11 protein-coding genes are annotated in these 13,672 nt (G+C 65.4%); 8 read left to right on the top strand and 3 right to left on the bottom strand.

Going from position 1 to position 13,672, the window contains the following annotated elements; all coding sequences use genetic code 11:
• Position 1: 1 nt before the first annotated feature.
• A complete protein-coding gene (locus JQ573_RS04415; protein ID WP_212311544.1) occupies positions 2 to 1,201 on the bottom strand; it encodes an ABC transporter permease subunit in 1,200 nt (399 codons plus the stop codon).
• Positions 1,202 to 1,309: 108 nt separating this feature from the next.
• On the opposite strand from JQ573_RS04415, the gene JQ573_RS04410 reads away from it, so the two are divergent.
• From JQ573_RS04410 to JQ573_RS04395, 4 genes are all read left to right on the top strand, one after another.
• Entirely contained in the window at positions 1,310 to 2,185 is an 876-nt protein-coding gene (locus JQ573_RS04410; protein ID WP_212311545.1) for a MurR/RpiR family transcriptional regulator, read from the top strand.
• A gap of 5 nt (positions 2,186 to 2,190) precedes the next feature.
• A complete protein-coding gene (locus JQ573_RS04405; protein ID WP_212311546.1) occupies positions 2,191 to 3,540 on the top strand; it encodes an aspartate aminotransferase family protein in 1,350 nt (449 codons plus the stop codon).
• Between the two features lie 13 nt (positions 3,541 to 3,553).
• Positions 3,554 to 4,564, top strand: a complete 1,011-nt coding sequence (locus JQ573_RS04400) for an amino acid ABC transporter substrate-binding protein (protein WP_212311547.1) — start codon at positions 3,554 to 3,556, stop codon at positions 4,562 to 4,564.
• Between the two features lie 91 nt (positions 4,565 to 4,655).
• A complete protein-coding gene (locus JQ573_RS04395; protein ID WP_212311548.1) occupies positions 4,656 to 5,288 on the top strand; it encodes an aspartate/glutamate racemase family protein in 633 nt (210 codons plus the stop codon).
• 92 nt (positions 5,289 to 5,380) lie between these two features.
• On the opposite strand, the gene JQ573_RS04390 is transcribed toward JQ573_RS04395, so the two are convergent.
• Positions 5,381 to 6,715, bottom strand: a complete 1,335-nt coding sequence (locus tag JQ573_RS04390) for an MFS transporter (protein ID WP_212311549.1) — start codon at positions 6,713 to 6,715, stop codon at positions 5,381 to 5,383.
• A 316-nt stretch (positions 6,716 to 7,031) separates the two neighbouring features.
• On the opposite strand from JQ573_RS04390, the gene JQ573_RS04385 reads away from it, so the two are divergent.
• Positions 7,032 to 8,231 (top strand): multidrug effflux MFS transporter, encoded by a 1,200-nt coding sequence (locus JQ573_RS04385; RefSeq protein ID WP_249131323.1) that lies wholly within the window; start codon positions 7,032 to 7,034, stop codon positions 8,229 to 8,231.
• A 245-nt stretch (positions 8,232 to 8,476) separates the two neighbouring features.
• On the opposite strand, the gene JQ573_RS04380 is transcribed toward JQ573_RS04385, so the two are convergent.
• Positions 8,477 to 8,911 (bottom strand): DUF983 domain-containing protein, encoded by a 435-nt coding sequence (locus tag JQ573_RS04380; protein WP_249131210.1) that lies wholly within the window; start codon positions 8,909 to 8,911, stop codon positions 8,477 to 8,479.
• Between the two features lie 81 nt (positions 8,912 to 8,992).
• On the opposite strand from JQ573_RS04380, the gene JQ573_RS04375 reads away from it, so the two are divergent.
• The 3 genes from JQ573_RS04375 to JQ573_RS04365 all read left to right on the top strand — a co-directional run bounded on the left by JQ573_RS04375 (position 8,993) and on the right by JQ573_RS04365 (position 13,273).
• Positions 8,993 to 10,369: a PLP-dependent aminotransferase family protein gene (locus JQ573_RS04375; RefSeq protein ID WP_212311552.1), complete on the top strand. Its 1,377-nt coding sequence runs from the start codon at positions 8,993 to 8,995 to the stop codon at positions 10,367 to 10,369.
• A 105-nt stretch (positions 10,370 to 10,474) separates the two neighbouring features.
• Positions 10,475 to 11,773 carry a serine hydrolase gene (locus JQ573_RS04370; protein WP_249131209.1) on the top strand — a complete coding sequence of 433 codons (1,299 nt, stop codon included), beginning with the start codon at positions 10,475 to 10,477 and terminating at the stop codon, positions 11,771 to 11,773.
• Between the two features lie 495 nt (positions 11,774 to 12,268).
• Entirely contained in the window at positions 12,269 to 13,273 is a 1,005-nt protein-coding gene (locus JQ573_RS04365) for a hypothetical protein (protein WP_212311554.1), read from the top strand.
• Positions 13,274 to 13,672 lie beyond the last annotated feature (399 nt).

The raw sequence follows: 13,672 nt of genomic DNA, 5'->3' as shown, positions 1-13,672 counted from the left end.
CTCAGCGCTCCACCAGCGCGATCCGCGCGTTGTACCAGTTCATGAACAGGCTGATGCCAAGGCTGATGGTGAGGAACACCATCATGATCAGCGCGATCGACTCGATCGCCTGCCCGGTCTGGTTCAGCGTGGTGTTGGCGATCGAGACGATGTCCTGATAACCGACCGCGACCGCGAGCGAGGAATTTTTCGTCAGGTTCAGATACTGGCTGGTCATCGGCGGGATGATGACGCGCAGCGCCTGCGGCAGCACGATCTGCTGCAACACGAAGCTGCGCTTCAGCCCGAGCGCCTTGGCGGCATCCGACTGCCCGCGCGGCACCGCCTGAATGCCGCTGCGCACGATCTCGGCAATGAACGCCGAAGTGTAGGTGACGAGCGCGATCAGCAGCGCAAAGTATTCCGGCGCCAGCGTCAGCCCGCCGACGAAGTTGAAGCCGCGCAGCTCCGGCAGCATGATGCTCCAGCTCGCGCCCAGAAGCCACGAGACCAGCGCGGGCAGCGCGACCACGAGGCCGAGCGCGTAAGGCCAGGCCGGCCGCACTCTGCCGTCGAGCACCTGCTGCGCGATCAGGCGGCGCCTGACGAAGGTGAAGACGATCACGCCAGCGACCAGCGCCAGGATCGTCCACCAATTGGCCTCCTGCAGCGGGACCGACGGCAGGATGAGCCCGCGATTGGAAAGGAACACGCCCTCGACCGGCTTCCACGCCTGACGCGCCGCCGGCAGGCCCTGCATCAGCACGTACCAGAACAACAGCTGCAGCAGCAGCGGCAGGTCGCGCAGCACCTCGACATAGACGGCGGCGAGCCGCGCCAGCAGCCAGTTCGACGACAGCCGCGCGACACCGACCAGCGTGCCGATCACGGTCGCCAGCACGATGCCGATGACAGCGACGCGCAGCGTGTTGACGATGCCGACGATGAAGGCGCGCAGGTAGGTGTTCTTCGGCGAGTAATCGATCCAGGAATCCGCGATCGGCATGCCAGCTTCGCGGCCGAGGAAGGCGAAGCCGGTCGAGATGCGCCGCACCGAGAGATTATGGACCGCGTTCGACCACAGCCAGGCGACGACGGCGACCGCGATGGCGACCACCAGGACCTGCCAGAACAGGCCGGCGACGCGGGGATCGCTGAGCGAAAGGCGCCAGGACCGACTTGGAGCCCGGGCGGGAGGGCGTTTCGGCGTCGATGTCGTCACAGCACAAGGATCCCAGTGAGAAGCGATCTTCTGCCATGCGCAAGAGCCTATTCGGGGCTGCGCACTTCATATGTTGCACCAAATTGATATTCGTGCAACATATGTTTCATGGCCCAGGCTCAGCCGAAACCATCGCCCCTGAACGAATTGTGCAGCGCATTGCCGTCGCTGCCGATGCGTTTGCAGGAGGTCGGGCGTTTTGTCGCAGCCAATGATTACGACGCCACCACCCGCTCGATGCGCGAGCTCGCCTCGGTCGCCGGCGCCGATCCTGCATCCTTCACCCGTCTTGCCAAGGCGCTCGGCTATTCCGGCTGGGACGAATTGCGCGCCGCACTCACCGAGGCGCGACGGCCGGCGCAGGGCTCACCGTTCTCCGGCCGCGCCAAGGGCCGGCGCGCCGGGCCGAATGCCGATGTCAAACTGGTGCACGACAAGATCGAGGCCGAAGCCGCCGGGCTTGCGCGGATTTCCGCGAGCGCGATCGCGGACGCCGCGCGTGCGCTGCACGCCGCCAATCGGATCTGGATCACGGGCTTTCGCAGCTGCCGCAGCGTTGCGGAACTCCTGACCTATCAGCTTCGCCTGTTCCGCCCCGACGCAGTGCAGCTGGTCGGCGGTTCCGGCCCGTTCGACCTCGACCACGGCGCCTTCCGCGCCGAAGACGCCGTGGTCGTGATCGGCTTTGCGCCCTACACATTGGTCAGCGTCGAGACCGCGCGTGCGGCGCATCAGGCGCGCGCCACGCTGATCGCGATCGCCGACACGATCAGCGCGCCGATGGCCGAGGGCGCCGATCATCTCTTGCTGTTCGAGGCCGCCTCCTCGCCCGGTTTCTTCCCGAGTCTCACCGGTGCGATCGCAGTCGCCCAGTCGCTTGCTGCCGTCGCCTTCACGCTGGGCGGCGCGGGTGCAAAGCGCAGGCTGGAGCAGACCGAGGGCCGGCTCGCCGAGATGTCACAATATTTTGTCGAGAAAGGATGAGCGTCATGGCCGCCAACAAGAGCCGCGTGATGCATCGCAGCCTGCGCGAAACCCCGCCGAAAGCGGTCGGCGGCGACGGTGTCTGGCTGATCGCGGAGGACGGCCACCGCATTCTGGATTCCTCCGGCGGCGCCGCGGTGTCCTGCCTCGGGCATCAGCATCCGCGGATTCTCGCCGCGATCGCAAAGCAGGCGTCCAAGCTTGCTTATGCGCATACCGGCTTCTTCTCGTCGGAGCCCGCGGAAGAACTCGCCGAGCGGCTGGTCGGCCACGAGCCCGGCGGTCTCGGCTATGTCTACTTCGTCAGCGGCGGGTCGGAGGCGATCGAGGCCTCGATCAAGCTGGCGCGGCAATATTTCATCGAGCGCGGCGAGCCGAAGCGTGCGCGCTTCATCGCGCGCCGCCAGAGCTATCACGGCAACACGCTCGGCGCGCTGTCGGCCGGCGGCAATGCCTGGCGCCGCGAGCCGTATGCGCCGCTGCTGTCACCCGCGTTCAGCCATGTCACCCCCGCTTTTGCCTATCACGAGAAGCGCGACGATGAATCGGAGGCCGCGTTTGTGGCGCGGCTCGCCTCCGAGCTCGAGGCGGAATTCCAGCGGCTCGGCCCCGCGAACGTTGCCGCCTTCATCGCCGAGCCCGTGGTCGGCGCCACCGCCGGCTGCGTGCCGGCGCCGGACGGTTACTTCAAGGCGGTGCGCGAGATCTGCAACCGTCACGGCGCGCTCTTAATCCTCGACGAGGTGATGTGCGGCATGGGCCGCACCGGCACGCTGCATGCGTGGGAGCAAGAAGGCATCTCGCCGGACATCCAGGCCGTCGCCAAGGGCCTCGGCGGCGGCTATCAACCGATCGGCGCGATGCTTGCCAGCAGCACCATCGTCGACACCGTGCGCAACGGCTCCGGCGCGTTCCAGCACGGCCATACTTATCTCGCGCATCCGCTCGCCTGCGCCGCCGCGCTCGAGGTGCAGAAGGTGATCAGCGAGGAGAAGCTGCTCGACCAGGTCAAGGCGCGCGGCCGCCAGCTCGAGCAGCGGCTTACCGAACGCTTCGGCAATCATCGCCATGTCGGCGACATCCGGGGACGCGGCCTGTTCTGGGGGATCGAGCTGGTCGCCGACCGCGGCACGCGGCAGCCATTCGATCCCAAGCTGAAGCTGCATCAGCGGATCAAGTCCACAGCGTTTGCCGGCGGACTCGGCTGCTATCCGTCGGGCGGCACCGCCGACGGCCAGCGCGGCGACCATGTGCTGCTCGCCCCGCCCTATATCGCAACTTCCGGCGACATCGACATGATCGTCGAAAGGCTCGGCGCTGCGGTCGACAGCGCGCTCAAGGACATTGGTCATTAGGAGGAGGTGTAAAATGTACAGGGGATTGATCACTGCAACCGTTCTTGCCGCGAGCATCACCGGTGCAAGCGCGGCGACGCTCGACACCATCAAGCAGCGCGGCACGCTGGTGTGCGGCGTGTCGACCGGCTTTGCCGGCTTCTCGGCGCCGGACTCGCAGGGCAACTTCAAGGGCCTCGATGTCGACTATTGCCGTGCGCTTGCCGCCGGCGTGCTCGGCGATGCCAATAAGGTGCGCTACGTCGCGCTGACCGCGCAGAACCGCTTCACGGCGCTGCAGTCCGGCGAGATCGACGTGCTCTACCGCAACTCGACACAGACCTATCTGCGCGGCACCACGCTCGGCCTGCGCCAGGGTCCGGTCAATTTCTACGACGGCCAGGGCTTTGTGGTGAAGAAGGACCTCGGCGTGAAGGAGCTGAAGGATCTCAAGGGTGCCACCGTCTGCGTCGCGCAGGGTACCACGCATGAAGTGACGCTCGGCGATTACGGCCGCGCCAACGGCATCGACTGGAAGCCGCTGGTATTCGACCGCCCCGACACCATGTACCAGACCTTCTTCGGCGGCCGCTGCGATGCCATGACCCAGGACGCCTCGGCGCTCGCGGGCGCGGTCGCGACCGCCGCGCCAAAGGCGGAAGATTACGTCGTGCTGCCGCAGACCATCAGCAAGGAGCCGCTCGGCCCGTTCACCCGCAACGGCGACGAGGTCTGGAGCGACATCATCACCTGGCTGCATTACGGCCTCGTCGAAGCCGAAGAGCTCGGCGTCACCCAGGCCAATGTCGACGAGATGACGAAGTCGCAGGTCCCGGCGATCCAGCGCCTGCTCGGCGCGTCCGGCGATCTCGGCTCGCGGCTCGGCCTCGACAACAAATGGCTGGTCGCCGCGATCAAGGCCGGCGGCAATTACGGCGAGATCTTCGAGCGCAATGTCGGCAAGGCAAGCCCCTTGAAGCTCGAGCGCGGCCTCAACGGCACCTGGAGCAAGGGTGGCTTGATGTACGCGATCCCGTTCAAGTAACCGATCACCTCGCCCCGCATACGGGGAGAGAGCCCCTCACCCCAACCCTCTCCCCGCGAAGAGCGGGGAGAGGGAGAAGAAAACAGCGAACATGCGCATCACCCTCATTCATGCCCTGAAGCACTCGATCGTCCCGATCGAGACCTCATTCGCACGCCATTGGCCGGAGGCGCGGCTGATGAACCTGCTCGACGACAGCCTTTCGGCCGACCTCGCGCGCGACGGCAAGCTGACCGAGCGCATGACCGAGCGGTTCCTCACCATGGGCCGCTACGCGGCAAGCACCGGCGCCGACGGCATTCTCTTCACCTGCTCGGCGTTCGGGCCCTGCATCGAGGCGGTGGCGCGCGCGCACGCGCCGATACCGGTGCTGAAGCCGAACGAGGCGATGATCGAACAGGCGGTGGCGAAGGGACAGCGCATCGGCCTGCTCTCGACCTTCCCACCGACGCTGGTGTCGATGCCGCCGGAGTTTCCTGCATCGGTCACGTTGGTGCCGAAACTCGCCGAGGGCGCGCTGGCGGCGCTGGATCGCGGCGACCGCGCCGAGCATGATCGCATCGTGGTCGAGGCAGCCAAGGACTTGCGCGATTGCGACCTGATCGCACTCGCCCAGTACAGCATGGCGCCGGCGGCCGAACGCGTCGCGGAAGTTACCGACCGCGAGGTGCTGACGACGCCCGACAGCGCGGTCAGAAAGCTGAAGGCGATGCTCGTCGGTTAGCGCCGCTGCGTAGGGTGGATTAGCGCAGCGTAATCCACCGCGGCAGAGGAACGGTGGCGGATTACGCCTTCGGCTAATCCGCCCTACAGTGCCTACCCGCCTGCGTCATTCACGTTCAGATCGACGCCCTGCGGATCCTTGATGGTCGACACCGTGATCAGCGAGATCAGCGACAGCACCGCGATATAGACGCCGACGCGCCAGGACTGGCCGTAGGTGCCGATGATCCATTGCGCGATCATCGGCGCGAAGGCGCCGCCGAAGATGGCGCCGAGCGCGTAGCCGATCGAGACGCCGGAATAGCGCACCTTGGCCGGAAACAGCTCGGCATAGAGCGCGGCTTGCGGGCCATAGGACAGGCCGAGCGCGATGGTGAGGCCGACCGCGCTGATGAAGAACAGCAGCAGGTTCTTGCTGTCGATCAAAAACCACATCGGCACCGCCCACAGCACCATCAGGGTGTAGCCGATCTGGAAGCAGCGCACGCGGCCGATCTTGTCGCCGAGGATGCCGCCGAGCAGCGTGAAGATGAACCAGCTCACTGCCGCCAGCGTGCCGATCAGCAGCAGCTGCTCCGACGGCATCTTCAGCGTGTTGGTGCCGTAGCTGATGATGAACGCGATCAGGATGTAACCTGCCGCATTGTTGGCCATGAAGATCAGCGCGGTGCGCAGGATCTCCTTCGCATGATTGCGCATCAATTCCCGCAGCGGCGCGGAGGATTCCTTGTGCCGCCGCTGCATCGCCAGGAACACCGGCGATTCCTCGACGGTGCGCCGGATCACGATGCCGACGACGATCAGGAGGATCGAGAGCAGGAACGGAATCCGCCAGCCCCATTCGATCATCGCCTGCTTGCCGAGCGTCGCGGTCAGCACCCACAACACGCCGGTTGCCAGGATCATGCCGAGCGGCGTGCCGATCTGCGGGAACGAGCCGAAGAAGCTGCGCTTGTCGCGCGGCGCCGATTCCACCGACATCAGCGCCGCGCCGCCCCATTCGCCGCCGGCCGAGAAGCCCTGCAGGATGCGGAGAAGAATCAGGAGTGCCGGCGCCCAGGCGCCGATCTGCGCGTAGGTCGGCAGCAGACCGACCAGCGCGGTCGCAGCGCCCATCAGCAGCAGTGTGACGACGAGCATGTTCTTGCGGCCGAAGCGGTCGCCGAGATGGCCGCAGACGATGGCCCCTAACGGGCGGAACAGGAATGAGAGGCCGAGCGTCGCGAACGAGACGATCTGCGCCAGCAGCGGATTGTTCGCGTTCATCGGCGCAAAGAACAGCGCGCCGAACACCAGGCCCGCGGCCTGGGCGTAGACGAAGAAGTCGTACCACTCGATCGTGGTGCCGACGAGCGTTGCGGTGAGGACCTTGCGCTCCTCATCCGACAGCGTAGCGCCGCGCGAGCGCGCGGAGATTTCGATGGACATTTGGCCTCCCCAAACCCGTTCTTGTCCGTACGGGCATGATCGGCCGCGATGCGCCCTGCCCGGCACGGATGCTGGTACCCGGATAGCAGAGCTTCCGGCGCAGGACGAGTAAAATAGTTGCAGAAGCAACGATATAGCACCAGCCGACGGCCTCGCGGCCGGTTCCATGACCCGGCTACCTCACCCGCCGCCGACGGTCTCCCATCCCAAAACGCCGATTGTGCAATGCAGCAAGGCCGCTATGCTGGAATCTTCCAAGAGGTTTTAAGTGTCTGACATCAATGCCGATGCCTGGGTGTCCTCAGGCCACCGCCCGATGGGCTTTCCGGAATTCGTCGTCGTCATCGCCTCCATCATGGCGCTCAACCCGCTGGCGATGGACATGATGCTGCCGGCGCTGCCGAACATCCGATCTGCGTTCCAGATCGCCGACGCCAACCGTCCGCAGATGGTGCTGTCGATCTTCCTGGTCGGCTTCGGCGTCGGCCAGTTCGTGATGGGCCCGCTGTCGGATCGTTTCGGCCGCCGCCCGGTGCTGCTCGGCGGCATGGCCGTCTACACCATCGCCGGCCTGCTCGCGATCATGGCCCCGTCGTTCGAGACGCTGCTGCTGGCGCGCGCGCTGCAAGGGCTCGGCACCGCCGCAACCCGCGTGATCGCGACCTCGATCGTGCGCGACTGCTATGCCGGCCGGCGCATGGCGAGCGTGATGTCGCTCGCGATGATGGTGTTCATCGCGGTGCCGGTGATCGCGCCGTCATTCGGCCAGGCCGTGATGCTGCTGACGCACTGGCGCGGCATCTTCGTGCTCTTGATGATCTACGGCGTGATCGCGCTGGTCTGGAGCGCGATGCGGATGCCGGAGACGCTGCCGCTCGAATTGCGCAAGTCGCTGGCGATCCCCGAGGTGCTGTCCGCGTTTCGTCAGACCGTCACCAACCGCCAGACGCTCGGCTACGCGCTCGCCGCCGGCGGCGTGCAGGGCTCGCTGTTTGCCTTCGTGTTCTCCTCGCAGCAGATCTTCACCGAGGTCTTCAAGCTCGGACATTACTTCCCGGTCGCCTTCGCCGCGTGTGCGGTCGGCGTCGCGATCGCCGGCTTCCTCAATTCGCGCATCGTCGGCCGCATCGGCATGCGGGTGATCTCGCACGCCGCGCTGACCGGTTTTGCCGTCGTCGCCGCCGCGCTGTTCCTCGCCGTGAAGACCGACACGCTGTCGCTGCCGCTGTTCATGGTCCTCGCCGGCCTGATGATGTTCGCATTCGGGCTGATGATGGCGAACTTCACTGCGCTCGCGATGGAGCCGCAGGGCAAGATCGCCGGCACTGCGTCCTCGCTCTACGGCACCATCACCACCCTGCTCGGGATCGGCGTCGGCACCACGATCGGCCAGGACTACGACGGCACGTTGCTGCCGTTTGCGACCGGCTTCTTCCTCTGCACGCTGGCCGCGCTCGCCGTGGTGCTGGTGACGGAAAAGGGCCGCATGTTCCGGCCGCATCATCATCCGATTTGATCCGTAGCCCGGATGGAGCGAAGCGAAATCCGGGACGGTATCGCCTGCGGCACGAGCCCCGGATTTCGCTTCGCTCCATCCGGGCTACGATCCTGATTTGACCCAGCGCTGTAGCCCGCATGAGCGAAGCGATATGCTGGGCTACTGTTCCCGGATCTCGCTTCGCTCATCCGGGCTACGCAATTGTGTAGGGTGGGTTAGCCGAAGGCGTAACCCACCAACTTTCTCGCGAGTGGAGCGGCGGATTACGCTCCGCTAATCCGCCCTACAGTGCCGGCGTTGGTCCGCGCCCGCACCGGCGCAGCCGCACGCCGCGTCGCCGCAAATCCCTCCATCCCGAGCTGCCACTGCAAGCCGACGATCGCGCCTTTGGTCGGCTGCAATAGTCCGAGCGCGCTGAACAACGTGAACGGCAGCCAGATCGCCAGTTGCAGCCAGGCCGGCGGCGCGTAGGTCATCTCCATCCAGAGCAGCGCCGGCACCACGACGTGGCCGACCACCACGATCACGAGATAGGCCGGGAAATCGTCCGCGCGCTGCGGGGTGAAGTCCTCGCCGCAGACCTCGCAATGATCCGCCACCTTGAGGAAGCGGCCGAACAGATGGCCGCGCCCGCAGTTCGGGCACTTCATCGTGAAGCCGCGCCACATTGCCTTGGGAAGGGAAATCGTCTCCGTCATGACCGTCGTCCTTGACCTGATCTGATGATCCATACAATATGAATTCGAGAGCATACAATCAAAGACAAAGCGCCGGATTGCATGGATTGGATCCCTACGGTTTCGGAATGGCACGGCCCGATGTTCCTACGCATCGTCGATGCGCTTGCCGCCGATATCGCGAGCGGCCGGCTGGTGCGCGGCCAACGGCTGCCGACCCACCGTGCGCTGGCGTCGGCGCTCGACATCGATCTCACCACGGTGACGCGCGCCTATGGCGAGGCGCGGCGGCGCGGACTGCTCGACGCCCGCGTCGGCCAGGGCACCTTCGTCTCGGAGACCACCGCGCGCGCGGCGTCCGACCTGCCCGCGCCCGTCAACATCGACCTGTCGATGAACCTGCCGCCGCAGCCGGTCGAGGCCAATCTCGACCTGCGCATCGCGCAGGGACTTGCGACCATCCGTTCCGAGGCCGGGTTCTCCGCCTATCTCGGCTATACGCGTCCCGGCGGCACCGCTGACGAACGCGAGGCCGGTGCCGCGTGGCTACAGCCGCGCGTGCCGCAGGCGTCGGCCGACCGCATCGTGATCTATCCGGGGTCGCAGGCGATCATCTTCAACGCGCTGCTGGCGCTGACCTCGCCCGGCGATGTCGTGCTGACGGAGGCGTTGACGTTTCCCGGCATCAAGGCCGCGGCGGCGCGGCTGGATGTCCGCCTGGTCGGCGTTGCGATGGACGCTGAAGGCGCCCGTCCCGACGCACTCGACGAGGCCTGCCGCAAGCACAAGCCGAAGGTTGTCTATCTGGTGCCGACGCAGCAGAATCCGACCACGGCGACGATGGGCGCGGCGCGCCGCAAGGCGATCGCCGAGATCATCAGGAAGCGCGGCTGCGTCCTGATCGAGGACGACGTCTACGGCCCGCTCGAGCCGCAGGTGGCGCCGATCGCAACCCTGATTCCCGAACGCACCTACCTCGCCGCGAGCATCGCCAAATGCATCGCGCCCGCCTTGCGCGTCGCCTATCTGCTGGCGCCCGATGCGAGCGCCGAGCAGCGGATGCGCGCCGGCATGCAGGCCACCATGCAGATGCCGCCATCGCTGATGGTCGCGCTGGTCACGCAATGGCTGCGCTCCGGTGTCGCCGCCGACATCATCCGCGCCATCCGCAACGAGGCGGCGGCGCGCCAGCAGCTCGCGGCCCGCTTCCTCAAGGGCGTTACCTATGCGGCGCGTCCGGCGAGCCACCATCTCTGGATGCCGCTGCCAAAACATTTCGACGGCACCGACCTGCTGTCGCACCTGATGCGCAACGGCCTCGCCGTGGTCGGCGAAGACGCCTTTGCGGCAGGTGATGCCGCGCCGCGCGGCTTGCGGGTATCGCTCGGCGCCGCACGCAATCGCGCCGAACTGAGCCAGGCGCTGCAGGTGCTGTCGAACGCCGTGCGCACGCCGGTCGGCGCCACGCAAATTGTATGAATTTCAACTATCGTTAGGGAATAAACTCGCCCGAAAATGATTATGGTGCGGGGGCGCCTGCGCTAAAACTGCGGCGTCCAGGGCATCAGGCAGGGGCGGCTTTCAATGTCAGGCGGATACGATCGAGCATTCCACACTGCCGTGCGGACGCTTCGTGAGGCAGTGACCGTGATCTTGTGTCTTGCATTTGTCACATCGAGTGCCGTGTGCGCCACCGATGCCCCTGCCCCGTCGCCGGAGAAGCTCGAACGCATCACCGCGTTCTTCGACAACGAGGTAGCGACAGGAAAAATTCCAGGCGCAGTCATCCTGATCCAGCAGCACGGCAAGCCGGTCTATCTGAAGACCTTCGGCTATCGCGACGTCACGACCAGGTCGCGGATGCGGCCGGACACGATGTTCGCGCTACATTCGATGACCAAGCCGATCACCAACACCGCCGCGATGATGCTGGTCGACGAAGGGAAGCTGTCGCCGCAGGACCCGCTGTCGAAATACATTCCGGCCTTCGCCGACGTGAAGGTCGGTATCGAGCCGGATGGCGGCAACGATCTGGACAAGCTCGAGCTGGTGCCGCCGATCCGCCCGGTCACGATCGAGGACCTGATGCGGCACACCTCGGGCATCACCTACGAATATATCGGCGCCGACTGGATCCAGAAGCTCTACCGCGCAGGACACCTGTTCGACGGCAAGTTCGACAACAAGGAATTTGTGGCGCGGCTGGCCAAGCTGCCGCTGTCGCGGCAGCCCGGCACGATGTGGCGCTACGGTCATTCCACCGATGTGCTCGGCCGGGTGATCGAGATCGTCGCGGGCAAGACGCTCTATCAGTTCGAGAAGGAGCGCATCTTCGATCCGATGAAGATGAACGACACAAGATACGTGCTCGATGCGGAAACCGAACGGACGCGGCTGGCCGAGCCGCTGCCCTCGGACACGATCCTGATCGCGGGGGAGAACGACCGGCGCGCGCATCCGGAGTGGGAATCCGGCGGCGGCGGCCTGGTGTCGACCATTCTCGATTATGCGCGCTTTGCGCAGATGCTGCTCTATGGCGGCGAGCTCGACGGCAAGCGTTATCTTAGCCCCTTAGCCTTCAAGACCATGACCACGGACCATATCGGGCCGGGCTCCGGCGTCGGCCGCGACTACTGGTACTTCCCCGGCGACGGTTTCGGTTACGGCTACGGCATCGCCGTGCGCACCGATCCCGGCATTGCCAAGCCACCGCCGCCCGGCTCGATCGGCGAATTGAAATGGGACAGCGGCAGCGGCACCTATTTCGGCGTCGATCCGAAGCTCGACATGATCTACATCATGCTCGAGCAGACCCAGAACGAACGCCAGCGCATCACGCCGGCGTTCCGGAAGCTGGTGTACGACGCGTTCAGCCCGGACTGAGCGCCGCACCACTGTCGTCCCTGCGAAAGCAGGGACCCATACTCCGCAGCGGATGTTGTGACCGGGACTCGTCGTTCCAGCAACGCAAGATAATCAGCATCAGTGGTTATGGGTCCCTGCTTTCGCAGGGACGACATTGAGTTTGTTGCAGGGCTCGCGGTGCATTCGTTGCAGACGAACGCACACTCATCCGCAAACAGCCCGATCCGTGGTTCGAATCCGATTGCACCATCGTCGGCGAGCCCATCGATGACGCCAGCGCAGCACACGCATTGGTGGCACGCCGCCAATTCCCGTTCCATGACGCGCCCTCCGGCGCTCGCTGCTTCCCTCTCTGCAGCTTTCCTTGCGCTATATACTATCGTATATATCGAGATGACAAGGCAGGCGGGTGAACAATCCGGTCGGGAACCCTGCAGACAACAACCATCGACCGGAGACGATCGCCTCACAATTCCTGCCTGGTCCAACCAGGTTCATTGAGGAAACGCGATCATGATAAAGAAGAACGGCGACGCGGCACATCCGCGCGCAACGGGAGAACTGCTCAAGACCCGCCGCGCATCGCTTCTGAGCACGGCAGTCATCATCCTTGCGCTCGGCACAGCCGGCATCGCCCGCGCCGAAACCGCTCCGGTCGGAGTTCCCGACAAGAGTTTTCCGGAGAGCGTGACCTCGACCTCCGACGGGACGCTTTACGTCGGCAGCTTCAACCATGGCGGCGTGACCAAGATCTCGGGCGGCAAGGCCGAGCAACTGGTCAAGCCGGGTGCTGCGGACAGCCGCTCGACCTTGGGCGTGCTCGCCGACGAGAAGAGCGGGACGCTCTATGTCTGCTCCAACGACATCAGCGCGATGGGCGTCGCGGGGCCGAGCGACGCCAAGGGCGCTTGGCTGAAGACCTTCGATCTCAAGAGCGGCGCGCCGAAGGGCAGCTTTGCCCTGAGCGACCCGAAATCGTTCTGCAACGACATCGTGGTCGGCGCCGACGGCACCGCCTATGTCAGCGATTCCTTCGCGCCGTTCGTCTACAGCCTGAAGCCCGGCGGCACGGCGCTGGCGACCTTCGCGACCGATCCGCAACTCGCGCCGGCCAAGGACGGTGTCGGGCTCGACGGCATCGCGATCGGCGCCGACGGCAACCTCTATGTTACGACCTTCATTCCAGCCAAGCTGTTCAAGATCGAGATGAAGGACGGCAAGGCGGGCGCCGTGACGGAGCTGAAGCCGTCGCGGCCGCTCGACCATGCCGACGCGCTGCGCGCCCATGGCGGCGGCTTCCTGCTGATCGAGGGCAACGGCAAGCTCGACAAGGTCACGGTGAAGGGCAGCGAGGCCAGCATCGACACCATCAAGGATGGTCTGGCCGAGCCGGTCTCGGTGACGCAGGTCGGCGATGTCGGCTGGGTGGCCGAGGGCAAGCTGTCCTATGTGATCGGCGACAACAAGGGCAAGGACCCCGGCCCGTTCAAGCTGACGCCGGTGGCGCTGCCGAAGTAGCGGCGGGCTGAGTCTCACGGCAAACTCGGTGCACCACTCCCGCTAGCGCGGTCAAGACGAGCGAAGCTCGCTCCTAGGTCGGATCGCATCGATAGATGCGATCCGGCTCCTCACCATGAGGGTCTACAGTCTAGCCGCGAAACAAGCCGTCATCGTGAGAGGATGTGAGGCGATATCCTCGTCCACCGCTGTCATCGCCCGGCTTGACCGGGCGATCCAGTACGCCGCGGCCTCTCGGCTCAAGCACTGCCGTCTCTGGAATACTGGATCACCCGCATGCGCGGGTGATGACACTGCGCAAGCAGAGGGGCGTCTGCACAATTTCGGAATAATGGAAGAATACCGCTGATTTGCCCGACGAGTCAAGTTGCCGTGTCGAACGCGGCAGCCACCGGCTAC

The organism is Bradyrhizobium sp. AUGA SZCCT0105 (genome assembly GCF_018129565.1).
Lineage (GTDB): Bacteria > Pseudomonadota > Alphaproteobacteria > Rhizobiales > Xanthobacteraceae > Bradyrhizobium.
Note: the sequence above shows the minus strand (reverse complement) of the source record. Positions and strands in the feature narration are given on the sequence as shown.

Excerpts from the sequence above, each read along its gene's own strand:
- JQ573_RS04410 (WP_212311545.1), top strand. The coding sequence starts at position 1,310 with ATGGCCCAGGCTCAGCCGAAACCATCGCCCCTGAACGAATTGTGCAGC.
- JQ573_RS04405 (WP_212311546.1), top strand. The coding sequence starts at position 2,191 with ATGGCCGCCAACAAGAGCCGCGTGATGCATCGCAGCCTGCGCGAAACC.
- JQ573_RS04400 (WP_212311547.1), top strand. The coding sequence starts at position 3,554 with ATGTACAGGGGATTGATCACTGCAACCGTTCTTGCCGCGAGCATCACC.
- JQ573_RS04395 (WP_212311548.1), top strand. The coding sequence starts at position 4,656 with ATGCGCATCACCCTCATTCATGCCCTGAAGCACTCGATCGTCCCGATC.
- JQ573_RS04390 (WP_212311549.1), bottom strand. The coding sequence starts at position 6,715 with ATGTCCATCGAAATCTCCGCGCGCTCGCGCGGCGCTACGCTGTCGGAT.
- JQ573_RS04385 (WP_249131323.1), top strand. The coding sequence starts at position 7,032 with ATGGGCTTTCCGGAATTCGTCGTCGTCATCGCCTCCATCATGGCGCTC.
- JQ573_RS04380 (WP_249131210.1), bottom strand. The coding sequence starts at position 8,911 with ATGACGGAGACGATTTCCCTTCCCAAGGCAATGTGGCGCGGCTTCACG.
- JQ573_RS04375 (WP_212311552.1), top strand. The coding sequence starts at position 8,993 with ATGGATTGGATCCCTACGGTTTCGGAATGGCACGGCCCGATGTTCCTA.
- JQ573_RS04370 (WP_249131209.1), top strand. The coding sequence starts at position 10,475 with ATGTCAGGCGGATACGATCGAGCATTCCACACTGCCGTGCGGACGCTT.
- JQ573_RS04365 (WP_212311554.1), top strand. The coding sequence starts at position 12,269 with ATGATAAAGAAGAACGGCGACGCGGCACATCCGCGCGCAACGGGAGAA.